25 protein-coding genes are annotated in these 25,905 nt (G+C 63.7%); 12 read left to right on the forward strand and 13 right to left on the reverse strand.

The features are described 5' to 3' along the window. Positions 1 to 3 precede the first annotated feature (3 nt). The 6 genes from bamA (at position 4) to lpxB (ending at position 7,249) form a co-directional block, all read left to right on the forward strand. The gene (gene bamA, locus K3F49_RS27005) at positions 4 to 2,562 is read left to right on the forward strand and encodes an outer membrane protein assembly factor BamA (protein WP_234683948.1); all 2,559 of its coding nucleotides are present in this window, start codon (positions 4 to 6) and stop codon (positions 2,560 to 2,562) included. Between the two features lie 148 nt (positions 2,563 to 2,710). After that, complete coding sequence (lpxD, locus tag K3F49_RS27010) at positions 2,711 to 3,778, forward strand: UDP-3-O-(3-hydroxymyristoyl)glucosamine N-acyltransferase (protein ID WP_234683949.1); 1,068 nt, start codon at positions 2,711 to 2,713, stop codon at positions 3,776 to 3,778. Beyond that, positions 3,775 to 4,236, forward strand: coding sequence for a 3-hydroxyacyl-ACP dehydratase FabZ (fabZ, locus tag K3F49_RS27015; protein ID WP_234683950.1), 462 nt, complete (start codon positions 3,775 to 3,777; stop codon positions 4,234 to 4,236). Before lpxD ends, fabZ begins: the two co-directional genes overlap by 4 nt. A gap of 169 nt (positions 4,237 to 4,405) precedes the next feature. Next, positions 4,406 to 5,197 carry an acyl-ACP--UDP-N-acetylglucosamine O-acyltransferase gene (lpxA, locus tag K3F49_RS27020; RefSeq protein WP_234683951.1) on the forward strand — a complete coding sequence of 264 codons (792 nt, stop codon included), beginning with the start codon at positions 4,406 to 4,408 and terminating at the stop codon, positions 5,195 to 5,197. A 19-nt stretch (positions 5,198 to 5,216) separates the two neighbouring features. Continuing rightward, complete coding sequence (locus K3F49_RS27025; protein WP_234683952.1) at positions 5,217 to 6,074, forward strand: LpxI family protein; 858 nt, start codon at positions 5,217 to 5,219, stop codon at positions 6,072 to 6,074. Next, a complete protein-coding gene (gene lpxB, locus K3F49_RS27030) occupies positions 6,071 to 7,249 on the forward strand; it encodes a lipid-A-disaccharide synthase (RefSeq protein WP_234683953.1) in 1,179 nt (392 codons plus the stop codon). Before K3F49_RS27025 ends, lpxB begins: the two co-directional genes overlap by 4 nt. Before the next feature lie 14 nt (positions 7,250 to 7,263). Here the strand turns inward: lpxB and K3F49_RS27035 are convergent, their stop codons facing one another. The 5 genes from K3F49_RS27035 to K3F49_RS27055 all read right to left on the reverse strand — a co-directional run bounded on the left by K3F49_RS27035 (position 7,264) and on the right by K3F49_RS27055 (position 10,056). Then, the gene (locus K3F49_RS27035; protein ID WP_234683954.1) at positions 7,264 to 8,037 is read right to left on the reverse strand and encodes a GntR family transcriptional regulator; all 774 of its coding nucleotides are present in this window, start codon (positions 8,035 to 8,037) and stop codon (positions 7,264 to 7,266) included. Between the two features lie 159 nt (positions 8,038 to 8,196). Next, entirely contained in the window at positions 8,197 to 8,541 is a 345-nt protein-coding gene (locus K3F49_RS27040) for a 2Fe-2S iron-sulfur cluster-binding protein (protein ID WP_234683955.1), read from the reverse strand. Between the two features lie 38 nt (positions 8,542 to 8,579). After that, positions 8,580 to 8,876 carry a ferredoxin gene (locus K3F49_RS27045; protein WP_234683956.1) on the reverse strand — a complete coding sequence of 99 codons (297 nt, stop codon included), beginning with the start codon at positions 8,874 to 8,876 and terminating at the stop codon, positions 8,580 to 8,582. A gap of 66 nt (positions 8,877 to 8,942) precedes the next feature. Beyond that, positions 8,943 to 9,275: a 2Fe-2S iron-sulfur cluster-binding protein gene (locus K3F49_RS27050; protein WP_234683957.1), complete on the reverse strand. Its 333-nt coding sequence runs from the start codon at positions 9,273 to 9,275 to the stop codon at positions 8,943 to 8,945. 10 nt (positions 9,276 to 9,285) lie between these two features. Next, positions 9,286 to 10,056, reverse strand: coding sequence for a TenA family transcriptional regulator (locus K3F49_RS27055; protein WP_234683958.1), 771 nt, complete (start codon positions 10,054 to 10,056; stop codon positions 9,286 to 9,288). 291 nt (positions 10,057 to 10,347) lie between these two features. Here K3F49_RS27055 and K3F49_RS27060 point away from each other — a divergent pair, with 291 nt between their 5' ends. Genes K3F49_RS27060 through K3F49_RS27070 form a run of 3 tightly spaced genes read left to right on the forward strand, consistent with a single transcriptional unit; the run spans position 10,348 to position 13,929 of the window. Further along, positions 10,348 to 11,898, forward strand: coding sequence for a hypothetical protein (locus K3F49_RS27060; RefSeq protein ID WP_234683959.1), 1,551 nt, complete (start codon positions 10,348 to 10,350; stop codon positions 11,896 to 11,898). Positions 11,899 to 11,915: 17 nt separating this feature from the next. Beyond that, positions 11,916 to 13,409: an aldehyde dehydrogenase family protein gene (locus K3F49_RS27065; protein ID WP_234683960.1), complete on the forward strand. Its 1,494-nt coding sequence runs from the start codon at positions 11,916 to 11,918 to the stop codon at positions 13,407 to 13,409. A gap of 46 nt (positions 13,410 to 13,455) precedes the next feature. Next, positions 13,456 to 13,929, forward strand: coding sequence for a GlcG/HbpS family heme-binding protein (locus K3F49_RS27070; protein WP_234683961.1), 474 nt, complete (start codon positions 13,456 to 13,458; stop codon positions 13,927 to 13,929). A gap of 56 nt (positions 13,930 to 13,985) precedes the next feature. On the opposite strand, the gene K3F49_RS27075 is transcribed toward K3F49_RS27070, so the two are convergent. From K3F49_RS27075 to gltX, 8 genes are all read right to left on the reverse strand, one after another. Then, the gene (locus K3F49_RS27075) at positions 13,986 to 14,753 is read right to left on the reverse strand and encodes an SDR family NAD(P)-dependent oxidoreductase (protein ID WP_234683962.1); all 768 of its coding nucleotides are present in this window, start codon (positions 14,751 to 14,753) and stop codon (positions 13,986 to 13,988) included. Then, positions 14,750 to 15,865, reverse strand: a complete 1,116-nt coding sequence (locus K3F49_RS27080; RefSeq protein WP_234683963.1) for an ABC transporter ATP-binding protein — start codon at positions 15,863 to 15,865, stop codon at positions 14,750 to 14,752. Before K3F49_RS27080 ends, K3F49_RS27075 begins: the two co-directional genes overlap by 4 nt. A gap of 10 nt (positions 15,866 to 15,875) precedes the next feature. Then, positions 15,876 to 16,733, reverse strand: coding sequence for a carbohydrate ABC transporter permease (locus K3F49_RS27085; RefSeq protein WP_234683964.1), 858 nt, complete (start codon positions 16,731 to 16,733; stop codon positions 15,876 to 15,878). Further along, positions 16,726 to 17,655 carry a carbohydrate ABC transporter permease gene (locus K3F49_RS27090; RefSeq protein WP_234683965.1) on the reverse strand — a complete coding sequence of 310 codons (930 nt, stop codon included), beginning with the start codon at positions 17,653 to 17,655 and terminating at the stop codon, positions 16,726 to 16,728. The genes K3F49_RS27085 and K3F49_RS27090 overlap by 8 nt, the downstream gene beginning before the upstream one ends. Next, on the reverse strand, positions 17,652 to 18,938 hold the full coding sequence (locus K3F49_RS27095; protein ID WP_234683966.1) for an ABC transporter substrate-binding protein: 1,287 nt from the start codon (positions 18,936 to 18,938) through the stop codon (positions 17,652 to 17,654). Before K3F49_RS27095 ends, K3F49_RS27090 begins: the two co-directional genes overlap by 4 nt. A gap of 84 nt (positions 18,939 to 19,022) precedes the next feature. Then, positions 19,023 to 20,201, reverse strand: a complete 1,179-nt coding sequence (locus K3F49_RS27100) for an ROK family transcriptional regulator (protein WP_234684102.1) — start codon at positions 20,199 to 20,201, stop codon at positions 19,023 to 19,025. A gap of 175 nt (positions 20,202 to 20,376) precedes the next feature. Further along, a complete protein-coding gene (gltA, locus tag K3F49_RS27105; protein ID WP_234683967.1) occupies positions 20,377 to 21,681 on the reverse strand; it encodes a citrate synthase in 1,305 nt (434 codons plus the stop codon). A 156-nt stretch (positions 21,682 to 21,837) separates the two neighbouring features. Next, a complete protein-coding gene (gltX, locus tag K3F49_RS27110) occupies positions 21,838 to 23,265 on the reverse strand; it encodes a glutamate--tRNA ligase (RefSeq protein WP_234683968.1) in 1,428 nt (475 codons plus the stop codon). Positions 23,266 to 23,421: 156 nt separating this feature from the next. Between gltX and K3F49_RS27115 the strand changes: the two genes are divergently transcribed. From K3F49_RS27115 to K3F49_RS27125, 3 genes are all read left to right on the forward strand, one after another. Beyond that, positions 23,422 to 25,098: a glutamine--tRNA ligase/YqeY domain fusion protein gene (locus tag K3F49_RS27115; protein ID WP_234683969.1), complete on the forward strand. Its 1,677-nt coding sequence runs from the start codon at positions 23,422 to 23,424 to the stop codon at positions 25,096 to 25,098. Positions 25,099 to 25,121: 23 nt separating this feature from the next. Further along, entirely contained in the window at positions 25,122 to 25,508 is a 387-nt protein-coding gene (locus K3F49_RS27120; RefSeq protein ID WP_234683970.1) for a nuclear transport factor 2 family protein, read from the forward strand. A gap of 82 nt (positions 25,509 to 25,590) precedes the next feature. Continuing rightward, positions 25,591 to 25,824: a DUF2171 domain-containing protein gene (locus tag K3F49_RS27125; RefSeq protein WP_015685840.1), complete on the forward strand. Its 234-nt coding sequence runs from the start codon at positions 25,591 to 25,593 to the stop codon at positions 25,822 to 25,824. Positions 25,825 to 25,905: the final 81 nt, after the last annotated feature.

A 25,905-nucleotide genomic window follows, 5' to 3' on the forward strand; every position in this document is an offset into this window, starting at 1 on the left:
GCAATGAAGTTTGGACTGCGACTCCGGGGGGGCTTGCTCGCAACCCTGATCATGTTCGGCGCGCCGGTGTTTGCCCCGGTTGGGGCTGTTTTTGTGTCTTCGTCTGCGCTCGCTCAGACCGTGCAGTCGATTTCCGTCGAGGGGAATCGCCGCGTCGAGGTGGAGACGATCCGCTCCTATTTCAAGCCCGGCCCCGGTGGTCGCCTCGATCAGGGCGCCATCGATGACGGCCTCAAGGCGCTGATCGAAACCGGCCTGTTCCAGGACGTGAAGATCAACCGCGGCGCAGGCGGCCAGATCGTCGTCTCCGTGGTGGAAAACCCGGTGATCGGGCGTATCGCGTTCGAGGGCAACAAGAAGATCAAGGACGAGCAGCTCACCGCCGAAGTCCAGTCCAAGGCCCGTGGCACGTTCTCCCGCGCCATGGTGCAGTCGGACACGCTGCGAATCGCCGAAATCTATCGCCGCTCCGGCCGCTATGACGTCAGCGTCACGCCCGAGATCATCGAGCAGCCGAACAACCGCGTCGATCTGATCTTCACGGTCAACGAAGGCGCCAAGACCGGCGTCAAGTCGATCGAGTTCGTCGGCAACAATGCGTTTTCGTCCTACCGCCTCAGGGACGTCATCAAGACGCATGAATCGAATCTGCTGAGCTTCCTGAGCAGCGGCGACATCTACGATCCGGACCGCGTCGAGGCCGACCGCGACCTGATTCGCCGCTTCTACCTGAAGAACGGCTTCGCCGACGTTCAGGTCGTGGCCGCGCTCACGGAATACGATCCGGAGAAGAAGGGCTTCAACGTCACCTTCAAGATCGAGGAAGGCCAGCAGTACCGCGTCGGCACCCTCGATTTCCGCACCAGCATCCCGAACTTCGACGCGAGCTCGCTGCGCAGCTTCTCGCGCGTCAATGTCGGCTCGCTCTACAACGTCGAATCGGTCGAAAAGTCGGTCGAGGACATGCAGATCGAGGCCTCGCGCCGTGGCTATGCCTTCGCGGTGGTGCGTCCGGGCGGCGATCGCAATTTCGATGCGCACACCGTTTCCGTCGTGTTCAACATCGACGAAGGTCCGCGCACTTATATCGAGCGCATCAATATCCGCGGAAACACGCGTACTCGTGACTACGTGATCCGTCGCGAGTTCGACCTCTCCGAGGGCGATGCCTACAACCGTGCGCTGGTCGATCGCGCCGAGCGCCGCCTGAAGAACCTCGACTACTTCAAGAGCGTGAAGATCACGACGGAGCCGGGCTCCTCCAGCGACCGCGTGGTCCTGATCGTCGATCTCGAAGAAAAATCGACCGGCGACTTCTCGGTCTCCGGTGGTTATTCCACGACCGACGGTGCGCTGGCCGAAGTCTCGGTCTCCGAGCGCAACCTGCTCGGCCGCGGTCTGTTCGCCAAGGCGTCGGTCACTTACGGTCAGTACGCCCGCGGCTATTCGCTGTCGTTCGTCGAGCCGTACCTGCTCGACTACCGCGTCGCGCTGGGCCTCGACCTCTATCAGCGCACCCAGCTGGCCAACAACTACATCTCCTACGGTACCAAGACGCTGGGCTTCAGCCCGCGCCTGGGCTTCTCCCTGCGTGAAGATCTGTCGCTGCAGCTGCGCTACTCGATCTACCAGCAGGAAATCACGCTGCCGTCCTACCTGGCGAACTGTAACAATAACCAGTTCCTCGCGGATGGCGTGACGCCGAATCCAGCCTTCAACCCGAGCCCGGCCTTCTCCAATGCAACCGGTATTCCCCTGGCTGCGTCGACCAACGGCCTCGGCTGCTACAGCGACGGCGAAGCCTCGCTGCCGGTCCGCAAGGAGCTTGCGAACGGCAAGACGCTGACCTCGGCGCTCGGCTACACGCTGACCTACAACACGCTGGACAACAACAAGAACCCGACCGACGGCCTGCTCATCGACTTCAGGCAGGACTTCGCCGGCGTCGGCGGCGACGTCTCCTACCTGAAGACCGTGGCCGATGCGAAGTACTACCAGTCGCTGGTGTCGGACCTTGTCGGTCTCGTCCATCTCCAGGGCGGTATCCTGAACAAGGTCGGCAGCACCGATCTGCGCATGCTGGATCATTTCCAGATGGGCCCGAACCTCGTCCGCGGCTTCGCGCCGAACGGCATCGGCCCGCGCGATTTGAATCCCTATGGTACGCAGGACGCGCTTGGCGGCACCAAATATTGGGGCGCTTCGCTGGAATTGCAGATGCCGTTCTGGTTCCTTCCGAAGGAAGTGGGTCTGAAGGGCGCTGTCTACGCCGACGCCGGCGGTCTCTTCGACTATCAGGGCCCGACGACGTGGTCGGTGACCAACGAAATGACCACGACCAGGAACTCGAGCTGCACGCCATCGACCAACAACCCGGCTACGCCTGGAACTTGTACCGGCCTGGTGTATGACAATGGCAATGTGGTCCGCTCGTCGGTCGGTGTCGGCCTGATCTGGGCCTCGCCGTTCGGCCCGCTGCGCTTCGACTACGCAGTGCCGCTCACCAAGGGCAAGAATGACCGCGTGCAGGAATTCCGGTTCGGCGGCGGCACCTCGTTCTAATTCGATCAGCAGGGCATGATCCGGCCGCCTGGGAATTCCCTTGGGAGTTCCCCGGGGCCGGTCTCCAAAAAGATCGTGCTCAATCCATGAGATAAGGCATGATGCGGCCTGTTCGCTTCATGCCGAAGCCGGACCGCGACGGGGTGGAATGGCGCAGCCGACCTTCTTCAAAAAACCGCCGGCCTCAACGCTGGCCGACATCGCAGCGCTGACCAAGGCGCAACTGATCGACCCTGTCAGGGGCGATCATGTCATCACGGGTCTTGCTTCGCTGGACGAAGCCGGCCCGATGCATCTGGCGTTCTTCGACAACCTCAAATACGCCGATGAGCTCAAGGCGACCAAGGCTGGCGCCTGTCTGGTGAGCCCGCGCTTCGAGGCCCAGGTGCCCGCGCATGTGGCCGTGCTGCGGGTGGCGCAGCCGTTCCGCGCCTTTGTCGGGATCGCCCGGGAATGGCATGGCGATGCGCTCCGCCCACAGTCCTGGTTTGGCAATGACGGCATTGCGCCATCGGCCATCATCGACCCGTCGGCGCGGCTGGAGGATGACGTCATCGTCGAGCCGCTGACCGTCATCGGTCCGGATGTCGAGATCGGCAGCGGCACCGTGATCGGCGCCGGCGTGGTCCTTGGTCCGGGCGTCAAGATCGGGCGGGACTGCAATGTCGGCGCCCGCACCGCTATCCAATGCGCACTGATCGGCAACAACGTGCTGATCCACCCCGGCTGCTCGATCGGCCAGGACGGCTACGGCTTCATCTTCTTCGGCCCCGAGGGCCATCTGAAAGTGCCCCAGACCGGCCGTGTGCTGATCCAGAACAATGTGGAAGTCGGCGCCGGAACCACCATCGATCGCGGCTCCTTGCGGGACACCGTGATCGGAGAGGGCACCAAAATCGACAATCAGGTCCAGATCGGCCACAATGTGACGATCGGGCGGAACTGCCTGCTGGCGGCCCAGATCGGGCTCGCTGGCAGCCTGACGATCGGCGACAACGTGGCGCTGGGAGCAAAAGTTGGCATCAACAATCACCTCAAGATCGGTGACGGGGCCCAGGTCACCGCGATGAGCGGCGTCAAGGACGACATCCCGCCGAACGGTCGCTGGGGCGGATTTTTTGCCAAGCCGACCAAACAATGGTTCAAGGAAATTATCGCGGTGGAGCGCCTGGTACGCGACAGCAAGGCCGATCCGAAGGGCGAGGGACGGGAATGACGGCGGAATCACCTGTTAAATTCGAGCTGGTGGATATCAATGCGATCCTCCAGACGCTGCCGCACCGCTTTCCGATGCTTCTGATCGACCGCGTGATCAACATCCGGGCCGATTACAGCGGGATCGGCATCAAGAACGTCACCTTCAACGAGCCGGCTTTCCAGGGCCATTTCCCCGAACGTCCGGTCTATCCGGGCGTGATGATGATCGAGGCGATGGCGCAGACCGCCGGCGTGATCGGCATCAAGTCGGTCGAGGGCACCGAGAAGCCGCGCGCGGTCTATTTCCTCACCATCGACAAGTGCAAGTTCCGCAAGCCCGTGCTGCCCGGCGACACCATCGAGTATCACATGCGCTCGGTTGGTCGCCGCAAGAGCATGTGGTGGTTTCACGGGGACGCCAAGGTCAACGGCACGATCGTCGCCGAAGCCGACGTCGGAGCCATGCTGACTGATTGATTGAAGCGCGGCGCCCGTTCAAGTGTTGGATGAGGTCGTTGATGCAGCAGCGTGGCTTCCTCAGCGGCCTCTGAAACACGCCGAGATCATACGTCACTGGACAGATCGGGCGCAGTCGCGCTAACCACCGGAAAGCCGAGCAAATTCAACACATAGTCAGACCTTCTTGATGAGTAAGATCGACCCCACCGCACGGGTGGAAGACGGCGCCGTGATCGGCGAGGGCACCGAGATCGGGCCCTTTTGCATCATTGGTCGCAACGCCCGGATCGGGGCCCATTGCAAGCTGATCGGACAAGTCACCGTCATCGGCCATACCTCGGTCGGAGACAATTGCGTGATCTCTCCGTTCGCGGTGCTCGGCGGCGCGCCGCAGGACCTCAGCTACAAGGGCGAGCCGACCACGCTCGACATCGGTTCCGGCAACACCATCCGCGAAGGCGCGACGATGAATGTCGGCACCGTCAAGGGCGGCGGCAAGACACGCGTCGGCAACGACGGCTACTTCATGAACAACAGCCATGTCGGCCATGACTGCATGGTCGGCAACAACGCGATCTTCGCGACTTCGGCGACGCTCGGCGGCCATTGCGAGATCGGCGATGCCGTCTATATCGGCGGGCTGTCCGCGGTGCATCAGTTCACGCGCATCGGCCCCTATGTGATGGTCGGCGGCCTCTCGGGCGTGCGCGACGACATCATTCCATACGGGCTCGCCAACGGCCAATATGCGGTGCTGGAGAGCCTCAATCTCATCGGCATGAAGCGGCGCAAGTTCACCAGGCAGCGGCTCGCCGCTGTGCGCACGTTCTACCAAAAACTCTTCCATGGCCCCGGCACCTTCGCCGAGCGGCTGGAGGCGGTGCGGCCCCTTGAGAGCGAAGATCCTGCGATCGCCGAAATTCTCGGCTTCATTGGCAAGGGCAAGCGTCCGCTCTGTCTTCCCACCATCGAGAAGTGACGCCGGGATGGCCGCGGACATGACATCGGCGGCTTCCGAGATTTCATCACCGGTCGGCGTGGTCGCGGGCGGTGGCGCGATGCCGTTCGCGGTTGCTCGCTCGCTCGCTGCCCGTGGCATCACGCCGGTGCTGTTTCCGCTGCGAGGCGCCTGCGATCCGGTGCAGGTGGAGAAATTCCGCCACCGCTGGATTTCGGTCGGTCAGCTCGGCCGCGCCATGCGGCTGTTCCGCGAGGAAGGCTGCCGCGACCTGGTCTTCATCGGCACCTTGGTGCGGCCTTCGCTCACGGAGATCCGGTTCGACTTCACGACGTTGCGGCTGCTCGGCAACGTCATCCGCGCCTTCCGCGGCGGCGACGATCATCTGTTATCGGGTGTCGGGCACATTCTCGAGCACGGCGGCTTTCGCATGGTCGGCATCAAGGATGTCGCGCCCGACCTGCTCATGCCGGAGGGCTGCATCACCCGTGCCTGGCCGGCCGATCATGCCAAGGGCGATATCGAACGGGGACGCGCGGTGCTCACCGCGCTCGGGCCGTTCGACATCGGTCAGGCCGCGGTGGTGATCGACGGCCATGTGGTGGCGGTCGAGGACATCGAGGGCACTGATGCGCTGCTGGCGCGTGTGGCGCGGCTGCGTGAGGAGGGCCGTATCCGTGCCGCCACGGGACGTGGCGTGCTGGTGAAGGCGCCGAAGAGCGGCCAGGATTTGCGCTTCGACTTGCCGACCATCGGCGCGCGGACGATCGAGGGCGTCGCCAAGGCCGGCCTTGCGGGTGTCGCCGTCATCGCCGGCAACACCATCGCCGCCGAGCCGCAGGCGATGATCGGGCTCGCCGACGCCAAATATCTCTTCATCGTCGGTCTGCCCGCGTGATGCAGATCCGCGATCCCAAACGGAAGATATTTCTGATCGCGACGGAGGAATCCGGCGACCGGCTCGGCTCGGCGCTGATGAAGGTGCTGCGCCAGCGCCTCGGTGACGGCGTGCAGTTCGAGGGCGTCGGCGGCCGCACCATGGCGCGCGAGGGGCTCGAGACGCTGTTTCCGATCGAGGAGCTGTCGATCGTCGGCTTTGCCGCGGTGGTGCAGCAACTGCCGAAGATCCTGCGGCTGATCCGCGAGACCGCGGACGCCGTGACCGAGTCCGCGCCCGACGCGCTGGTCATCATCGACAGCCCCGATTTCACCCATCGCGTTGCGCGCCGCGTGCGCGCCAGGAATCCGGCGATCCCCGTCGTCGACTACGTCTCGCCCTCGGTCTGGGCCTGGCGGCCGGGCCGCGCGCGCGCGATGCTCGGCTATGTCGATCACGTGCTGGGCTTGCTGCCGTTCGAGCCGGAGGAGTACCGCAAGCTGAAAGGGCCGCCCTGCAGCTATGTCGGTCATCCCCTGATCGAGCAATTGCCGTCGCTGCGCCCGAACCCCGACGAGCAAAAACGCCGCGACGGCGAACCGCCGGTGCTGCTGGTGCTGCCGGGCAGCCGCCGCAGCGAGATCCGGCATCATCTCGGCCTGTTCGGCGCCGCGCTCGGGCGATTGCAGGCCGAGGGCCGCGCGTTCGAATTGATGCTGCCGACGATGCCGCATCTCGAAGCCACGGTTCGCGCGGGCGTGGCGAGCTGGCCGGTCAAGCCGCAGATCGTGGTCGGCGAAACCGAGAGGCGTGCCGCATTCCGGATCGCGCGCGCAGCACTGGCGAAATCCGGCACGGTGACGCTGGAACTGGCGCTGTCAGGCATTCCGATGGTGACGGCCTATCGCGTCGGCGCGATGGAGGCCTTCATCCTGCGCCGCGCAATCCAGGTGTCCTCCGTGATCCTCGCCAATCTCGTGATCGGCAAGGACGTGATCCCCGAGTTTCTGCAGGAGGACTGCACGCCCGAGAAGCTTGCGGCCGCACTGTCGGAGGTGCTCGCGGAGACGCCGATGCGCCAGCAACAGGTCGAGGCCTTCGCGCAGCTCGACACCGTCATGTCCACCGGCAACAAGTCACCGAGCGTGCTCGCTGCCGACATCGTGCTTACGACGATGCGCAAGGGGCGGCGCTAGGTCTTTTTGGCTTGCTACTTCTTGGCGCGTCCACCGGCGACGCGGCGGGGCCTCGGTTTTCCGGCCGCCGTACTCGGGCGCACGGGCATTGCGTCCAGCGAGGCGCCTTCCTCGGGAATGTGCAGGGTCGACAGAAAATCGGCGCCGGCGCGCATGACATGCTCGGCGGCAAGCGTCGCGGCCGAACGCTCGTCGCCTGCGATGATAGCGCGGAGAATGCCAGCATGCTCATCCCAGGTGCGGGCCTGGCGCTCCGGATCGGTCGGCGCGAACAGCATCGCGGTTCGCTCGCGCAGCCGCTTGAGCAGATCAGACAGGACGCGGTTGCGGCCCGCGGCGGCCAGCTCCTGGTGAAATTGCTGATTAAGGCCGGACAGAAGCTCGAAGCGCCTGGCTGCGACTGCATCCGTGCCCTTGTTCAGCACGGCTGCAATCCGCGCCAGAATATCCTGATCGCGACGGCGCGCGGCCAGCCGAGCGTTCTGTCCCTCCAAGAGCGCACGAACCTCGATTGTCTCGCGCGCCTCCTCGTCGGTCATGGCAAGGACCGATGCACCGCGCCGTGCCGTCACTTCGACCAGACCCTCGGTCGTGAGCACGCGGATCGCTTCTCGCACCGGATTGCGGGAGACGCCGAGCTCCTCTGCGAGGCGTCCTTCGACCAGTCGCTCGCCGGGCTTGAGGCGTCGGCTCAAGATGGCCTGGCGCAGCTCCTCAATGACCCTGTCGTGGAGGGAGAGGTAGTCGTCGCCCAGACGTCGTTTCGAGTTTCCCAGCCTGCCAGCCATGAGATGACCTTCTCAACCGCCCCGGTTTGATTTTTCCGAACCGCGCGGAGAGATTCGATCCGCCACCGACCGAGCGGAATGACCGGCGGGGACGGCACAAACGTACTTAGACTGCCCACCGCGCAGCGGCAAGCCGTAGTCGCGGGGGCGCTCAACCGATCAATCAACCGAATCGGATGCAGGGCCGCTCGAGACCGGGCGAGCCCCCGCAGCTGCCGGTCTTGGCGTCCAGGACACGCTGACATCGCCGGTGAGAAACGTCTGGCACGCCATCCGGTAGCCGGCGTCGAATTGCTCCTCGGTGAGGTGCTTGCGCTCCTTCGGCTTGATTGCGTCGGTGTTCTCCAGCCCCTTCTCGATGAGGCATTTGCACGTCCCGCAAATCCCTCCACCGCACTTGAAGGGGATGCCGCCCTGTTCACGCAAGGAGATCCGCAACAGGTTGCTGTCGACGGGGGCCGTGACGGACTTCCCGTTATTGGTCACGAATGTGACCTCGATCATGCCGCTCTTCGCGGCGGGCGGATCTGTGATCTCGGACATCACGACTTGCGCAGCTTTGTGTCCATGTGGCCGAACGAGATGAGGTGCTCGAGCTCGCGATAGGCCAGCTCGGGCGTTGCAAATTTCTCGAGAAATTTGGACGGCACCTGATTCACGATCGGCGGTGACCAGGCTTCGTCGATCACCTTGATCTTGGTATCCTTGAGCAACTCCGCGATCACGAAAGTTGCCTTCTTCGTGCCGTAGAACAGATAGTCGTAAGAGGCGAGGGGCCGCAGCCCGTCGATGATCTCGGTCCGGAACAATCCGTCCTTGCTGGTCAGGATCACATACATCGCTCACGTCTCCCGTGCTTGCCGAGACTTGCCGCAAGGCCGGCGCGGGCCTTGGCACTCCAGAATTCAGCCGACCTTGCCGGCTGCGACCACGTCGGCGAGCGGCGTCGCCTCCTGCGACAACTCCACATCGTGGGTGAGCCAGAGCTGGCAGGCCAGCCGATAGCCGGCCTCGATTCTCGCACCGAGCCGCTTCTTTTCCTTCCAGTTCGGCTCGGGCAGGTGCTCGGCTCCCTTGATGATCAGAGCCGCGCATTTCCCGCATTTGCCCATGCCGCAGCCGTAGAGGAAGTTCGGGTGGGGAAACTGCCGGATGCCCGCCCTCACGACGAGATTGGTATTTTCCTTGATCTCGCCGTGAAAGGTCTGGCCGTTCCTGTGAAAGACGACGTTGGGCATGCCGGGTGTCTCAGGCTTGCAGCAACGCGCGCTCGTCGGCGGGGATATTGTTCTCGGTGAGGTCCAGCTCGGTCAGCGAAAGGTCCTTGGCGACGTAGTCGTGGTAGAGGGCGGTGGTGTAGAGCAGCCGCATCTGCGCGCCGATCTCGCAGATCTTCAGGCAGCGCTGTTGAAGCTCGACCGTGTTGGCATGCTCAAGCACGATCTGGTAGCCGCGCTCGCCGTGAATTTCGTCGGACACGATGTGAAGATCGAAGAACTCGACTTCCTCGTCGGTGAACTTGTACTTCTCCCGCAAGGTCGGCGTCTGCTTGCGGTAGATCGACGGCACCTGCGATTCCAGGCCGACCACGAGACCCGCCACGGCCACGATCGGGTCTTCGCGCATCGCGACCGCATAACACCAGCTTTGCAGTCCACGCGTCGTCGCGGTCATGTTGTCGGGATTCTTGACGCGTTCCGCGGTCGTGCCGCAGGCCTCGGCGAACCGGATCAGCAGGTCGGTGTGGCGGTCGCCACCGATCTCCTCCTCGTACATGTTGGCAAGCAGGAAGTCCTTGGCTTCCTGATACTGCTCCGGCATCCGCGCGTAGATGTAGCCGAGATAGTCCGCGAACGGGCCGACATAGTGGTAGTGGTTCTCCGCCCACGACGCGAGATGGGCCCGGCTCAGCTTGCCGCTCGCCCAGGCGATGCTGAACGGCGCCTTGTTGGCGCTCTTGCCCTTGATTGCGTTCTCGAGAGCCGTGCGAAATTCCACATGGTTCATCAGCTTTTGCATCGTCGCGCTCCTCTGTCGCCGTAGGAATGGGCTTTCTTCCGCCAGGGCCCGGAGGCTGATCGCGGTATAGATTTTCGTATACAGTATACGATTATTGGTCGCCGTCAACGATCGGTCGGGCGTGAAGGGCTTCCAGCATCTCTAGGCCTTCGAATTTTAGTGCAGCAAATTCAACATGATCTGTAGAGATTCATCAGTCGACGCCAATCGGCTATGCACAGTGATGAAATTTAATTCTTGCATTAATAGAATACAGTATACAAAAATGCGCGCGAGTGGGGAGGCTGGTTTATGTCGATGCAGTCGCACGTTCCGATCGTTGCCGCGCACTGGGTGTACCTGTTCGGCGTCGCCATCATCGTCGTTACGATGATCTGGCGGGCCAATGTGGTCGTCCCATCGGTGATTGCGACCTTCCTTGTCACGCTGGCCTGGACGCACAGTCCGATTGCCTCGCTCGGCAGCGTCTTCAATGCGAGCTTCACTGCCGCCAAGGAGCTCTTCAACATCTTCCTCGTGATCGCGCTGATGACGGCGCTGTTGAACGCGCTCAAGGTGCTGCGCTCCGACATTCGAATGGTCGAGCCGTTTCGCGCGGTGATGAAGGATGGGCACACGGCCTATTTCGTCCTGGCCGGCATCACCTACGTCATCTCCTTGTTCTTCTGGCCGACGCCGGCTGTACCGCTGGTCTCCGCTGTGTTGCTGCCCGCGGCGATCGCGGCCGGACTGCCGCCGCTGGGCGGCGCGCTGGCGATTGCTATCGCCGGACAGGGCATGGCGCTGTCATCCGACTACGTGATCGGCGTTGCGCCAGGGATCAGTGCCAAGGCGGCCGGCGCTGCAGTCAGTGCCGCGACGGTCGCCGATCGGGCGTTGGTGCTGTCGCTGATCACCGGCGTCATTGCGCTGGTGTTGGGCTATTTCGCAATCCGCAAGCTCATCACCAAGCCCGACGACAAGCTGCTCGAGCGCTGGCAGGCGCAGTCGACCAACGGAGAGCTGGCGCGCATCGCGGGCGAGGGCACTTTTGACAAGGTCGAGATTGCACGCGGGACCGCAGCCGACCAGAAGCCACTCGCATCCCAGGCTCAGATCGACAAGGCGCTCGCAACGGTGCCGGGTCGCCGGGAGAGATGGTCGAGGTTCTTTGCCATAGCGACGCCGATTGCCTTTCTTGGCGTCATCGTCGTGATGGTGCTGGCGAAGCTTGGCATTGGCCACGACCTCAAAGGCGGCGATGCCGCGGCTCTGGTCGGCGGTGTTGCGGCCGTGCTGATGATCCTGGCGTCACTCGCCGCCGACGAGTTCCGGAAATTCCTCGACGCCAGCGCCGACCATGTCACCGAGGGCTTCGTCTTCGCGTTCAAGGCGATGGGGTCGGTGCTGCCGATTGCCGGTTTCTTCTTTCTCGGTGCCGAGCCGTCTCTTTCTGCGCCTATCCTGGGCGTTCCCGCATCGCAGGCGCCCAATCTGCTGTTCGAACTGGTCCAGGCCGGGCAGCACTGGATTCCCGGTAACCAGGCCTTCGTCGCCTTCGGCGTGCTGATCGCGGGCATGATCACGGGCATCGACGGCTCGGGTTTCGCGGGCCTGCCGCTCACGGGCTCGCTGTCGGGCGCGCTTGCACCCACGGTCGGGCTTGATCCTGCCACGCTGGCTGCGATCGGTCAGATGGGCGCGGTTTGGACCGGAGGCGGAACGTTGGTTGCGTGGTCGTCTCTGATCGCGGTCGCCGGGTTCGCGCGCGTGCCAGTGTTCCAGATCGTTCAGACCGTCATGGTTCCGGTGCTGGTGGGACTGGTGACCTCAACGATCTGCGCGCTCCTGATCTGGCATTGAAGGAGGTTCGGCAAGTCATGAGCGAGGTTGCGGCAAAGAGTGCGCCCACTCCCGGAGAGGGCGCGGAGGTCAGGGAATTCCCGACCCTCGTCAATGGCGAGTGGCTTCACGGCGTGTCCAAGCCGTTCGACAACATCAACCCGGCCGACACATCCGACATCGTCGGCCGTTTCCAGGCTTCGACCGCGGCTGAGGCAGGTCTTGCCGTAGCCGCGGCCTCCGCGGCGTTCGAGCGCTGGAAAAAGACCTCGGTCTCGGCGCGTGCCGCCATTCTGAACCGCGCGGCCGATCATCTCGAGGCAAACGCGGACCGAAATGCACGCGAGATGACGCGGGAAATGGGCAAGGCGCTCAATCTCGCCAAGGACGAGATCCTGCGCTCGGCGCAGACGCTGCGGTTTTATGCGGTCGAAGGTCAGTCCCTGACCGGCGAGGTGTTCCCGAACGACGATCCCGATATGACGGTCTATACCTTGCGGGAGCCGCTCGGCGTCGTTACCGTCATCACGCCCTGGAATTTCCCCATCTCCATACCGGCGCGCAAGATCGCGCCCGCGCTGATGACCGGAAACACCGTCGTCTTCAAGCCATCGTCCGATGCGCCGCTGAGCGGCTACCGGCTCGTCGAGGCGCTTGTTGCGGGGGGCCTGCCGAAAGGTGTCCTCAATTTTATCACAGGTGCGGCCGGTGAAGTCGGTGCGGCCATCACCCAGGCGCCGGCGGTGCGCGCCATCTCCTTCACCGGGTCGACCGCGGCCGGCGAACACATCTGCCGCTCGGTCGGATTCACCACGCGGACCCAAATGGAATTGGGCGGCAAGAATCCCCTGATCGTCATGGACGACGCCGATCTCGACAAGGCGGTCGACCTGACCATCAAGGGTGGCCTGTCGCTTGCCGGCCAAGCCTGCACGGGCACAAGCCGCGTCCTCGTCATGAGGCAGGTACGGGCCGAGTTCACCGAGAAGCTGGTGGAAAGGATAAAGGCCCTGAAGATCGGCAGCGGCCTGACGGCCGGGATGGACATGGGACCACTGGCGACCGCCAGGCAGCTCGAGACAGTGTTGCGCTATGTCGCGATCGGAAAGCAGGAGGCGACCCACCTCTACGGCGGCGAACGGCTCACGGGTGCCGGCTACGACGGCGGCTACTACGTCGCACCGGCTGTCTTCACCGATGTGACGCAGCAGATGGCGGTCGCGCGTGAGGAAATTTTCGGCCCCGTCCTCGCGATCATCGAGGTCGAGTCCTACGCAGACGCCATCGCGAAGGCGAACGACACGGAATACGGTTTGTCGGCCGCAATTGCGACGCGCAACCCGCGCGTCATGCACGATTTCGCCAATGACATTCAGTCGGGGACCGTCAAGATCAACCGCACCACGACAGGTAATCTGATCAATGCGCCGTTCGGCGGCGTGAAGCGCTCGAGTACATCGACGTTCCGCGAGTCCGGCCGCGCCGGTCTCGAATTCTATACGCAGATCAAGACCGTGTACCGCGGCTGCTGAATGACAATTCCAGACGATGCCGCGCTGCTGACGGAAGAGGTATGAGATGAGGAAATCGATCAAGCTCGAATTGTCGGAAGCCAGGCACATGGCGGCCGCAGCGCTGAAAAAGGCCGACGAAATCGGCGTCCCCGAGACAGTCTGCATCGTGGACGACGGCGGTTACCCGCTCATTCTTGAGCGGATGGACGGAGCGCGCGTCACCGGCCCGCAGATCGCCTGGAACAAGGCCTTCACGGCGGCCGGCCACAAGCGCTCAACGCACCTGTTCAACCAGATGCCGAACGGACCGGCGCTTCCCGGCAACGAGGCGTTCGGAATCCAGTGGAGTTTCGAGGGTAGATTCGCCGTGTTCGTCGGCGGCTTCCCGATCGTGGTCGACGACGAGGTGATCGGCGGCGTCGGCCTCAGCGGCGGCAATGGTGAGCAGGACACGCATTGCGGTGTTGCTGCTTTGCAGGCGCTTCAGGATGTTCTGGCCGGCCACCGCGTGCTGGTCGCAGCCGACATCAAAAAATGAGCATCGATACGGGCGGGATGTCGCGCCCGCCCGATACGATCACGAGGCTGGGTTGGCTAGGCGAGCCCGCCGTCGACCCGGAAACACTGGCAGGTGATGCGCTGGCTCGCGTCGGAGGCGAGGTAGAGCGCCATGTCGGCGATGTCCTCGGGCGTCACCGCATCGGGAATGGCCTGGCGTGTGCGCAGCTCGGCGATGGCCTGCTCGTTGGGAAACCACAGCCGGCGTTGCCGCTCGGTGATCACCATCCCCGGCGCGATCGCGTTGACGCGGATCCGGTCGGCGCCGAACCGGCGGCCCAACGAATTGGTGAAGCCGACGATCGCTGCCTTGGCCGCGGCGTAGACCGGCAGCGCCGGCGCGCCGCGCATCCAGGCCACCGACGACATGTTGATGATCGAGCCGCCGCCACGCGCCTGCATTTGCGGCACCACGGCTTGCGCGGCAAAGAAAACGTGCTTGAGATTGACGCCGATCGTCCAGTCGAATTCGGCCGGCGTCACGTCTGCCAGCACCTGGCGCTGGTCATTGGCGGCGTTGTTGACGAGAACCGCGGCATCGCCGAGCGATCCCTGCACCTTCGCGAGCGCTGCGCGCAGGGCGTCGATGTCGAGGAGGTCACAGGGCACGAACAGGGGCGCGGTGCTGGACGTTTTCGCCACCTCGTGCGCCAGCGCTTCGCCGGCCTGCGTATCGATGTCGAGGAAAGCGACGCGGGACCCCTGCGCGGCGAAAGCGCGCACGAAGGCGGCGCCGATGCCGCTGGCACCCCCAGTGATCAGCACCACGCGGTCCGCGAGGCTGGCGTAACTCGTCTTGGTCATGCGATCAGTCGCTCCGTCTCAGGGTCGAACAGGCAAATTCGGCGGGTATCGAGGGCGAAAGAGGCGGTCCCGCCCGGCGTCGGGCGGATGTCGGGCGAGATGCGCGCCTGCGCGGGCTCGCCGCCAAGCCGCAGCAGGACAATGGTCTCCGCGCCGGTGGGCTCGACCAGCTCGACGGGTGCGGTGACGATGACGGGCGCGCTCGTGGCGCCAGAGAACACGCGATCGCCCTCGGCGATGCACTCCGGCCGGATTCCAAGCACCACTTCGCGGCCGACATAGGACGCCGCTGCGTCGTAGTCCTGGAGGCGGAGACGAACCTCGTCCGGCCGGCCTGCGCCGATCACCGCCACAGGCCCGCCGGTGTCGGCCTCGAGCCGTGCCGCCATCGTGTTCATCGGCGGCGAGCCCATGAAGCGGGCGACGAACAGATTGGCCGGATAGCGGTACACGGTGTCGGGGTCGGCGAATTGCTGTACCACGCCGCGATGCATCACGGCGATGCGAGTTGCCATCGTCATCGCCTCGATCTGGTCGTGGGTGACATAGACGATGGTGGCGCCGATGCGCTGGTGCAGCCGCTTGATCTCCATCCGCATCTCGACCCGCAGCTTGGCGTCGAGATTGGAGAGCGGCTCGTCGAACAGGAAGAGCAGGGGATCGCGCACCAGCGCGCGCCCCATCGCCACGCGCTGGCGCTGGCCGCCGGACAGTTGCGACGGTTTGCGGCCGAGCAGGGGCTCGATCTGGAGCAGCTTGGCCACGTTTGCCAGCGCCTTCTCCTGCTCCGCCTTGGCGACGTGCCGGCATTCCATGCCGAAGGTGATGTTCTGGCGCACCGTCATCGACGGATAGAGCGCGTAGGACTGGAACACCATGGCGATGTCGCGGTCCTTGGGCGGGACGTCGTTGACCACGCGCCCCCCGATCTCGATGGTGCCGTCGCTTGCCCGATCGAGCCCGGCGACGATGTTGAGCAGCGTGGACTTGCCGCAGCCGGACGGCCCGACCAGCACGGTGAATTCGCCGCTCTCGATGTCGAGGTCGATGCCCTTCAGCACCTCCAGATTGGCGTAGCGCTTCGACAGGGCGCGAATGCTCAGAGCTGCCATGACACATCCATCATTTTACGGCCCCGGCAGTGAGGCCGCGTACGAAATACCTGCCGCCGAAGAGATAGATCAGCAAAGTGGGCAGCGCCGCGATGATCACCGCGGCGCTCTGCACGCCATGCTGCGGGATATCTGCGACCGCGGCAGACAGCGCGATGAGCGCGGCCGTCACAGGCTGCTGCTGGCCGGTCGTGAATGTCACGCCATAGAGGAACTCGTTCCAGATGTGGGTGAACTGCCAGATCACGGTGACGATCAGGATGGGAGACGAGAGCGGCAGGATGATGCGCCAGAAAATACGAAAGAACCCGGCGCCATCGATCCGTGCCGCCCTGATCAGTTCATGCGGAATGGCGATATAGTAATTCCGACAGAACAGCACGGTGAAGGAGAGCCCCTGGATCGTGTGAATCAGCACCAGGCCCCACAGCGTGTTGATGAGCCCGATGTCCCGCAACACGATGGTCCAGGGCAGCAAGCGCATCTGCTGGGGCAGGAAGAGACCGAGGGTGACGATGCCGTAGATCCAGTTGTCGCCGCGAAAACGCCAGAGCGACACGGCGTAACCCGCGACGGCACCGAGCAGGGTGGAGAAAATCGTCGCGGGGATCGTGATGAGCGCGGAGTTCAGCACGTACGGCCGGATGCCGGCGCAGGTCTCGGCGACGCAGAAGCCGCTCCAGGCCAGCGCGTAGTTGCCCCAGGCCAAATGTTGCGGCCAGCCGATCATCGAGCCTTGCGCGATCTCCTCGTTGGTCCGGAGCGAGTTCAGCACGACGACGACCAGCGGCGCGAGATAGGCGGCCGCGAACAATGTCACGACGAGATAGATCAGAATCCGGCTCGGGGCGAAGCTGCGGTCACGCATGGGTGGCCTGCCGTCGCTGGACGTAACGCCACGCCGCATAGGGCAGCAGCACCGCGAGCAGAATGAGCAGCATCAGCACTGCCGCCGCCGCGCCGCGGCCGAGCTGGCTGCGCTGGAACATCAAATCGTAGACGACAAGGGCCGGGAGCTGGGTCGCGATGCCGGGCCCGCCGTTGGTGAGCGCGCGGACGAGGTCGAAGGCCGAAATCGCGAATTGCAGCTGGACGACGACGACGGTGATGGTGATCGGCCAGAGCGTCGGCAGAATGACGCGCCAATAGGTTCGGAACGGTCCGGCGCCGTCGATCTGCGCGGCCCTGATGATGTCGGCGTCGACGGAGCGAAGGCCGGCCAGGAACAGCGCCATGGCGAAGCCCGAGGATTGCCAGATCGCAGCGATGACGATGGTCCAGATCGCCATGTCGCGATTGACCAGCCAATCGAAGTGGAAGGAGCTCCAGCCGAGGTCATGGACGAGCTTCTCGATCCCGATGCCGGGATTGAGCAGCCAGCTCCAGACCGTGCCGGTGACGACGAACGACACCGCGAGGGGGTACAGGAAGATGGTGCGCAGCACGTTCTCGCCGCGAATGCGCTGCTCGAGCAGGACCGCAAGCACAAGACCGGTGACCAAACTCAGCAGCACGAAAGCGATGCCGAACAGCAGCAGATTGTCGAAGGCGATTTGCCAGTTCCGTGACGCCAGGACCGCGTTGTAGTTGCGCAAGCCCACCCAGCCCGAGACCGGAACGAGGGTGGATGGCGTGAATGAAATCCAGATCGTCCAGATCGAAAACGAAATGAGGTGCGCTGCTGACAACAGCAGCGGCACCCAGATCATCAGATACTCGGGCAGTCGACGTACCGTCTCAGAGGTCGCCGACCGGCCCGGTCGCATTGCTGTCGAGACGGCGTCGGTCAACGCGCACCCTCGACGGCCTCGGCGAGGCGGGTGACGGCCTCTTCCGGCTTGATCGTCTTGTTCTTCGCATACTCCGTGAACACGTCGATCATCGCAGCGGTCAGGCCGTTTTCCTGCGCCATGTTGTGCGCGAGGCTCAGGACGGCCTGATTGTTGGCGACGGCGTTCTTGAGTGCGGCTGCGGTGAGCCGTTGACCATCCGACCAGCCTTCACCGGAGAGATCGACATCGGTGCGCACGGGGATCGATCCCGTGATTTGCGAATACATGGTCTGGATCGCCGGATCCATGACGAGCTGGGCCATCAACGCTTGACCGGCCTGCAGATCGGGCTCCTTGCGCTGCCAGAAGATGAAGGCATCGGCATTCAGCAGGAACACCGGCTTGCCATTGTCGCTGGGGCCCGGCGCGATGACGAAGTCGTCGAACTTGAAACCGGCGTTGCGCAAGACGCCCTGCGCCCAACCGCCCATGATCAACATGCCCATGTCCCCATCGACGAAGCGCTTCAGATTGATGGCATAGGGTTGGGCGCCGACATTGGGATCCATCCAATTGGTGATCTTGCGCATCTGTACGAAGGCAGCCTTCATCTCGGGACCCTCCAGGGCCTTCTTGTCGAGATTCATGGCGGCGGCGCGATACGCGGTGGGACTGATGCCGGCGAGCGAGGCCTCGAATTTTTGCCCATCGTCGGCGCGGGTGCCACCGTTGGCGACGGGAAAGGTGACCCCGGCGGTCTTCATCTTCTCGGCAAGGTCGTTGAAATCAGCCCAGGTCACGGGCGGCTTGTCGGCCTTGGCCTTGTCCATCGCGCGTTTGGAGAGAAACAGCATGTTGGTGCTGTAGATCTGCAACGGCAGCGCAATCCATTTGCCCCCCGGCTTGTGCAATTTTGCAAGATCCGGCGCGACGACCTTTTCGTAGCCGGCGGCCGCGACAACGGCGTCGAGATCGACGGTCGGGGCAATCTTCGACCAGGCCGCAATCTCCGGGCCCTTGAGCTGCGAGCAGGCCGGCGGATCGCCGGCGATGATCTGGGCGCGCAGCTTGTTCATCATCTCGGTGGTGAAGCCGGGAACCGGCGAGTGCTGCCAGACGCCTCCCTTCTCCTCGAATTTCTTGCCGAGCGCGGTGATCGCGGCTCCATCGCTGCCTGCGGACCATTGCGAGATTGCGGTGAGGCGCGGCTTGACCGCGCCTTGCGCGCGGGCAAAGGCCGGCAGCGCCAGCGTGGCAGCGGTTCCAGCGAGCAGACGACGCCTTGTTGTTGTGATCGGCATGGCAGTTCCTCCCGGGTGTGAAGCTCTTTGCGCAATTCTTGCGCTGTTCTTGGCGTGCGCGAGCCGCACGCGGCTCAAGTCATGTCAGGCGGCCTCCGTCGATGCGGCGGGCATGCCGCCGCTTCTCGCGAGACAGAAGGCGGCGAAGGCCAGCGCGGCCTGCGGGTCGTTGCCGTTCGAAGGTGGCACGAAAGCGAGCGATACCTGCGCCAGTTTCCGGCCGCCGAGCAGGCAGGAGTCGATTCCGTCGATGACTGCATTGCGCTCGTCCTCATCGAGAAGCGACGGCCAGCCGCTGACGACAATGCCGCGGCATGGCTTGACGTTCAACGTGTTGCCAATGGCGAGGCCAAGCCTGAAGAGCCGCTGGCGCAATTCCTGGCGTACCCGTGCTGTGAGGGGGATCGTAGTCACCCATTCACTGCCGAGCTGGAGCAGTTCCGCTTCCGTCATGCGCAGAAGCTCGGCCAGCGCGGGCTGCGACGTATAGGCCTCGACGCAGCCGTGATGGCCGCAGCGGCAACGCGGGCCGTCAGCGCCGAAGACCATGTGGCCGAGCTCGACCGGGTCGAGCGCATCGTCCTCGATCGGATCATCCACCCAGGCGCCCGCGACGCCCTGGCCGACGAAGACGAACAGATGTGCATCGCTGAACGGGTAGTTGTCCGTGCGGCAACGATGAAAAGTGGCGTGCGCCACCACCGAATTGGTGAAGGTCACCGGCACGTTCGCGAACATTTCACCGAACATGCCACCGATCCGTTCGACGTCGCAGGGAATGATCGGGTTGCCGAATTCACTCAGGCGACCGAGGCCGGGAACGGTGACGCCGACCTGTGCGAGCTCGATGTGGCGGCGCCGCGTCCAGTCGCGCAGCAAGGTCAGTGCCTCGCGAAACACCCGGCCGACGGATTCGACGGTCGGCTTCTTCGGCAGTGGCACACGTTCGGTGTACTGCAGCTCCCCCGACAGCCCGCCAACGCCGACGCTGAGCCAGCGTTCGGTGAGCTCGAGGCCCGCAAGCGCGACCGTGCGGTCGAGCGACACCAGGCCCGTCGGGCCGCCGACATAGGGAGCACGGCGCCGCACTTCCTCGATCAGGCCTTCTGCCTTCAGGTCGAACAGGATGCGCGACAGGCTCGCTTCGGACAGGCGCACGGCGCGCGCCAGTGGCGGCCGGAACGAGCCGCCGGACTGGAGCAGATGAGTTAAAATGGCAGCGCGCGTCTGCCGCCGACTTCTCGGCTGCTCCGGCATTTCCATCCCTGTCGTCATTCTTACTTAGTGTAAGAATTTGCGCGCGGAGTGTTTCAACTGTCAAGCGCTCGCAGGCCCGATGCGACGACTTGTTGTTGTGCGCGGCAGCAAGATCAGGCGGCCCCAAACAAAAACGGCGCCATCTTGCGATGGCGCCGTTTCGTAGACCTAAGGTCCGACCTTACTTGCGATCCTTGATCGCCACGTAGTCGCGGCGGGTGACGCCGGTGTAGAGCTGGCGCGGACGGCCGATCTTCTGCTGCGGGTCCTCGATCATCTCGCTCCACTGGCTGATCCAGCCGACGGTGCGGGCGACCGCGAACAGCACGGTGAACATCGAGACCGGGAAGCCCATCGCCTTCAGCGTGATGCCCGAATAGAAGTCGACGTTCGGGTACAGCTTGCGGTCGATGAAGTACTGGTCGCTGAGCGCGATCTTCTCGAGCTCGAGCGCCACCTTCAGCATCGGATCGTCGCCATGGCCGGTCTCCTTGAGAACGGCGTGACACATCTTTTGCATGATCTTGGCGCGCGGATCATAGTTCTTGTAGACGCGGTGACCGAAGCCCATCAGGCGGACTTCCGAGTTCTTGTCCTTCACCTTGGCGATGAACTCGGGGATCTTGTCCACCGAGCCGATCTCGGCAAGCATTGCAAGTGCGGCTTCGTTGGCGCCGCCATGCGCGGGGCCCCAGAGGCAGGCGATGCCGGCGGCGATGCAGGCGAACGGGTTGGCGCCCGAGGAGCCGGCGATGCGCACTGTCGAGGTCGAGGCGTTCTGCTCGTGGTCGGCGTGCAGGATGAAGATCTTGTCCAGCGCGTCAGCCAGCACCGGGTTGATCTTGTACTCCTCGCACGGCACGGCGAAGCACATGTGCAGGAAGTTCTCGGCGAACTTGAGCGAGTTCTTCGGGTACACGAAGGGCTGGCCGACCGTGTACTTGTAGGCCATCGCCGCCAGCGTCGGGATCTTTGCGATCATCCGCATCGACGCGATCATGCGTTGCTTCGGATCGTTGATGTCGGTGCTATCGTGGTAGAACGCGGCGAGCGCGCCGACCGCAGCCACCATGATCGCCATCGGATGGGCGTCGCGGCGGAAGCCCTGGAAGAAGCGGGCCATCTGCTCGTGCACCATCGTGTGATGGATCACGCGGTCGTCGAAATCCTTCTTCTGCGCGGCGGTCGGCAGCTCCCCGAACAGCAGCAGGTAGCAGGTCTCCAGGAAGTCGCCGTTCTCCGCGAGCTGCTCGATCGGGTAGCCGCGGTATTCCAGCACGCCCGCGTCACCGTCGATATAGGTGATCTTGGACTGGCAGCTCGCGGTCGAGGTGAAGCCGGGATCGTAGGTGAACAGGCCGGACTGGCCGTACAGCTTGCCGATATCGATGACATCAGGTCCGACGCTGCCGCTGTGGATCGGAAGATCGTAGTTCTTGTTTCCGACCGTCAGCGTGGCGGTCTTGTTGCTTGATTTTGCGTCCATCAGAGGTCCCCGATGTAAGGTGAAACGGACCGGACCCGGAGGCCCCACAAGAGATAATAGGGCAGGCCGGATGTTCCAGAATGTACGGGAAGATGGGTATATTATTGCTGTGTGCGCTGCAAGATCATGGCAGCCATGGCCTACTTACGTCTTAGTCTAGTCCTTGGACTGATCCTTGAGCCGGGCGAGGCTTTCCTGGCGTCCGAGCACGTCCAAAACCTCAAATATACCAGGCGACGTGGTGCGGCCAGTCAGCGCCGCGCGCAGCGGCTGGGCAACTGCGCCGAGCTTGAGACTATTTTCCTCGGCAAATGCGCGCAGCGCGGCTTCCGTGTTGGCGCCGCTCCAGGCCTCGACATTCTCCAACGCGGAATGAAGCTGGCCGATCAGCTTGCGGTTCTCAGGCGTCAGCAGGGCTGCGGCTTTGGGATCGAGCTGCAGCGGGCGGTCGGCGAAGATGAAATAGGCGCCGTCGATCAGCTCGATCAGCGTCTTGGCGCGCTCCTTCAGGGCCGGCATGGCCTTGAGCAGCTGGGTGCGCGTGGTGTCGTTTAACTTCGCCTTAATCTCGTCGCGGGCGGGCACGACGTGGTCGAGCACGTCCTCGAACATCTTCACGAGTGATTGATCGTCGGCGTGGCGGATGTAGTGACCGTTGAGATTCTCCAACTTGGCGAAGTCGAAGCGGGCGGCGGCGCGGCCGACATTGGCGAGGTCGAAGGCTGCGATCATCTCCTCGGTCGAGAAGATTTCCTGATCGCCGTGGCTCCAGCCGAGCCGGACGAGGTAGTTGCGGAGCGCGGCCGGGAGGTAACCCATGGCGCGGTAGGCGTCGACGCCGAGCGCGCCGTGCCGCTTCGACAGCTTTGAGCCGTCCGGACCGTGGATCAGGGGAATGTGGGACATGCTCGGCAGCGCCCAGCCCATCGCATCGTAGATCTGCTTCTGGCGCGCGGCGTTGATCAGATGGTCGTCGCCGCGGATCACGTGGGTGACGCCCATGTCATGGTCGTCCACGACCACCGCGAGCATGTAGGTCGGGTTGCCATCGCCGCGCAGCAGGACGAGGTCATCGAGATTCTCGTTCTGCCAGACCACGCGGCCCTGGACCTGGTCCTCGATCACGGTCTCGCCGGTCTGCGGTGCGCGCAGGCGGATGGTCGGCTTGACGTTGGAAGGCGCCGTTGCCGGGTCGCGGTCGCGCCACAGGCCGTCATAGAGGCGGGTGCGGCCCTCCGCGCGCGCCTTCTCGCGCATGGCGGTGAGCTCCTCGGCAGTGGCGTAGCAGCGGTAGGCCTTGCCGTCGGCAAGCAGCTGCTCGGCGACCTCGCGGTGACGGGCGGCGCGGCTGAACTGGTAGATGACGTCACCATCCCAGCCGAGCTCCAGCCATTTCAGCCCATCCAGAATCGCGCCAATCGCAGCCTCGGTGGAGCGCTCCCGGTCGGTGTCCTCGATCCGGAGCAGCATCTTGCCGCCGTGCTTCTTCGCATAGAGCCAGTTGAACAGCGCCGTGCGGGCGCCGCCGATATGGAGGAAGCCGGTCGGGGAGGGAGCGAAGCGGGTAACGACGGAATCGGTCATTCTTGGCAGGGCCTATGCATGGGAGGCGGTGGTATATAGCAGGACCGGAGCATAACTAAAGCCCGGCAGCGGACCGCTTAAGGGCTCGCTTATCCCCTTGGCTCAGCCAAGCGAATTTGGCAGAAGGGCCGCTGATTTCCCTACAGGATTTTCGTAATGACAGAACCGGTGGCGACTGAGGTTGGGCGCGATTTCATTCGTGACATCATCCAGGCGGATCTTGATCAGGCCAAGTACAAGGAGATCGTGACCCGGTTCCCACCGGAGCCGAACGGCTACCTGCATATTGGCCACGCCAAGTCGATCGCCCTTAATTTCGGCATCGCCCAGGAGTTTCCGGGCCGCTGCCATTTGCGCTTCGACGACACCAATCCGGTCAAGGAAGAGCAGGAATACATCGACTCTATCCAGGCTGACGTGCACTGGCTCGGCTACGACTGGGGCAAGAACCTGTTCTTCGCCTCGGACTATTTCGACCGCCTCTACGAATGGGCGGAGAAGCTGATCCGTGACGGGCTCGCCTATGTCGACGACCAGTCCCAGGAGGAGATCCGCCTCGCGCGCGGCACGCTGACCGAGCCCGGCAAGAACTCGCCGTTCCGCGACCGCTCGGTGGACGAGAATCTCGACCTGTTCCGCCGCATGAAGGCCGGCGAATTCCCGAACGGCGCGCGCGTGTTGCGGGCCAAGATCGACATGTCCTCAGGCAACATCAATCTGCGCGACCCCGTGCTGTATCGCATCCTGCATGCGCACCATCCGCGCACCGGGACCAAGTGGAGCATCTATCCGAGCTACGACTATGCCCACGGCCAGTCGGATGCGATCGAGGGCATTACCCACTCGATCTGCACACTGGAGTTCGAGGATCACCGGCCGCTCTACGACTGGTTCATCGAGAAGCTGCCGGTGCCGTCCAAGCCGCACCAGTACGAAATGGCGCGGCTGAACCTGACCTACACGTTGCTGTCCAAGCGTGTGCTGACCCAGCTCGTCCGCGACGGCCATGTCGCCGGCTGGGACGATCCGCGCATGCCGACCATGGCGGGCATGCGCCGTCGCGGCGTGCCGCCGGCAGCGCTCCGTGAATTCGTCAAGCGCATCGGCGTGGCGAAAGCCAACAGCGTGGTCGATGTTGGCATGCTGGAATTCTGCATCCGCGAGGAGCTGAACCGCACGTCGCAGCGGCGCATGGGTGTGCTGCGGCCGCTGAAAGTGGTGATCGAGAACTACCCGGAAGGGCAGACCGAGGAGCTCGAGGCGATCAACCACCCGGACGACCCATCGGCGGGCACGCGGAAAATCACGTTCGGTCGCGAGCTTTATATCGAGCAGGACGACTTCATGGAGAACCCGCCCAAGAAGTTCTTTCGATTGTCGCCGGGCAACGAGGTGCGGCTACGTTACGCCTATTTCGTCAAGTGCACCGGCGTGATCAAGAACGAGGCGGGAGAGGTGGTGGAGCTGCGCTGCACCTACGACCCCGCGACCAAGGGCGGCAACGCGCCCGACGGCCGCAAGGTCAAGGCGACCATGCACTGGCTGCCGGCAGCGAATTCGGTGCCGGCGGAGATCCGCATCTACAACCAGCTGTTCGCCAACCCGAGCCCGGACGCCTCGAACTTCGCGGCCGATCTCAATCCGCAGTCACTGGAGATTCTCTCCGATGCCAGGATCGAGGCGTCGGTTGCGGAGAGCAATTCGACCGAGCCGATGCAGTTCGAGCGCCAGGGCTATTTCGTGCGCGACAAGGACTCGGCACCCGGCAAGCCGGTGTTCTCGCGCACCATCGGCCTGCGCGATACCTTTGCGAAGGAAGTCGCCAAAGGCTGAGGGACAAGGGCTGAGGAACGACAATGAGCAATGAGGCCGACACCATCGTTTCCGCCATCATCGCGAAATGGTGTGCCGACTTCGCCACGCTCGACGCGGCCGCACTGTCGTCGCTCTATTCCAGGAACGCGTTCTTCTTCGGCTCCAATCCAAAACTGTATCAGGGCAGGGATGGCGTCGCTGACTACTTCAACGGCCTGCCGCGCTGGCGCAAACCGAGCGCAGTCTTCTCTGAGGTCAAGGCCGCGCAGGCCGGTCCGGATCTGATCAACATGGCCGCAATCGTGTGGTTCGACCTTGCCGGTGAGCGGCCGGAGTTCTCCGTCAAGATGAGCTGGATCATCCTGCGCGAGGACGGCGACTGGAAGATCGTCCACCACCATGCCTCGTCACGCGCGCCGTTGATCTGACGGGGCACACGGCATCGTCATTCCGGCGACGCAACGAACGCGCTCCCCGTGCGTTGTGTGGGTCCCCAATTGAGGATCCACCATGCAGAACATCGCAGAGCACATGGAAGTCATCGGTGCCGACGGCGTCCATGTCGGCACCGTCGACAAGGTCGAGGGCAACCGCATCAAGCTCACCAAGAAGGACAGCGGCGAGGGCAGTCACAAGGGCCATCATCATTTCATCGACAAGGGCCTCGTCGCCGGTGTTGAGGGCAACAAGGTCCGGCTCTCGGCCAAGGCAGATGTTGCGGTGACGATGGAAGAGGAAAAGTAGGGCTGCGGACCCTTCGTTCCCGATCCGTACCGCTATTCGCGCCGCTGCACGTTCCGGTAGCCTCTGCACCTGTCGCATATC

This window comes from Bradyrhizobium monzae, assembly GCF_021458635.1.
Classification (GTDB): domain Bacteria; phylum Pseudomonadota; class Alphaproteobacteria; order Rhizobiales; family Xanthobacteraceae; genus Bradyrhizobium.

Coding starts and splice junctions, on each gene's coding strand:
- bamA (WP_234683948.1), top strand. CDS start 4: ATGAAGTTTGGACTGCGACTCCGGGGGGGCTTGCTCGCAACCCTGATC.
- lpxD (WP_234683949.1), top strand. CDS start 2,711: ATGGCGCAGCCGACCTTCTTCAAAAAACCGCCGGCCTCAACGCTGGCC.
- fabZ (WP_234683950.1), top strand. CDS start 3,775: ATGACGGCGGAATCACCTGTTAAATTCGAGCTGGTGGATATCAATGCG.
- lpxA (WP_234683951.1), top strand. CDS start 4,406: ATGAGTAAGATCGACCCCACCGCACGGGTGGAAGACGGCGCCGTGATC.
- K3F49_RS27025 (WP_234683952.1), top strand. CDS start 5,217: ATGACATCGGCGGCTTCCGAGATTTCATCACCGGTCGGCGTGGTCGCG.
- K3F49_RS27035 (WP_234683954.1), bottom strand. CDS start 8,037: ATGGCTGGCAGGCTGGGAAACTCGAAACGACGTCTGGGCGACGACTAC.
- K3F49_RS27040 (WP_234683955.1), bottom strand. CDS start 8,541: ATGATCGAGGTCACATTCGTGACCAATAACGGGAAGTCCGTCACGGCC.
- K3F49_RS27045 (WP_234683956.1), bottom strand. CDS start 8,876: ATGTATGTGATCCTGACCAGCAAGGACGGATTGTTCCGGACCGAGATC.
- K3F49_RS27050 (WP_234683957.1), bottom strand. CDS start 9,275: ATGCCCAACGTCGTCTTTCACAGGAACGGCCAGACCTTTCACGGCGAG.
- K3F49_RS27055 (WP_234683958.1), bottom strand. CDS start 10,056: ATGCAAAAGCTGATGAACCATGTGGAATTTCGCACGGCTCTCGAGAAC.
- K3F49_RS27060 (WP_234683959.1), top strand. CDS start 10,348: ATGTCGATGCAGTCGCACGTTCCGATCGTTGCCGCGCACTGGGTGTAC.
- K3F49_RS27065 (WP_234683960.1), top strand. CDS start 11,916: ATGAGCGAGGTTGCGGCAAAGAGTGCGCCCACTCCCGGAGAGGGCGCG.
- K3F49_RS27070 (WP_234683961.1), top strand. CDS start 13,456: ATGAGGAAATCGATCAAGCTCGAATTGTCGGAAGCCAGGCACATGGCG.
- K3F49_RS27075 (WP_234683962.1), bottom strand. CDS start 14,753: ATGACCAAGACGAGTTACGCCAGCCTCGCGGACCGCGTGGTGCTGATC.
- K3F49_RS27080 (WP_234683963.1), bottom strand. CDS start 15,865: ATGGCAGCTCTGAGCATTCGCGCCCTGTCGAAGCGCTACGCCAATCTG.
- K3F49_RS27085 (WP_234683964.1), bottom strand. CDS start 16,733: ATGCGTGACCGCAGCTTCGCCCCGAGCCGGATTCTGATCTATCTCGTC.
- K3F49_RS27095 (WP_234683966.1), bottom strand. CDS start 18,938: ATGCCGATCACAACAACAAGGCGTCGTCTGCTCGCTGGAACCGCTGCC.
- K3F49_RS27100 (WP_234684102.1), bottom strand. CDS start 20,201: ATGGAAATGCCGGAGCAGCCGAGAAGTCGGCGGCAGACGCGCGCTGCC.
- gltA (WP_234683967.1), bottom strand. CDS start 21,681: ATGGACGCAAAATCAAGCAACAAGACCGCCACGCTGACGGTCGGAAAC.
- gltX (WP_234683968.1), bottom strand. CDS start 23,265: ATGACCGATTCCGTCGTTACCCGCTTCGCTCCCTCCCCGACCGGCTTC.
- K3F49_RS27115 (WP_234683969.1), top strand. CDS start 23,422: ATGACAGAACCGGTGGCGACTGAGGTTGGGCGCGATTTCATTCGTGAC.
- K3F49_RS27120 (WP_234683970.1), top strand. CDS start 25,122: ATGAGCAATGAGGCCGACACCATCGTTTCCGCCATCATCGCGAAATGG.
- K3F49_RS27125 (WP_015685840.1), top strand. CDS start 25,591: ATGCAGAACATCGCAGAGCACATGGAAGTCATCGGTGCCGACGGCGTC.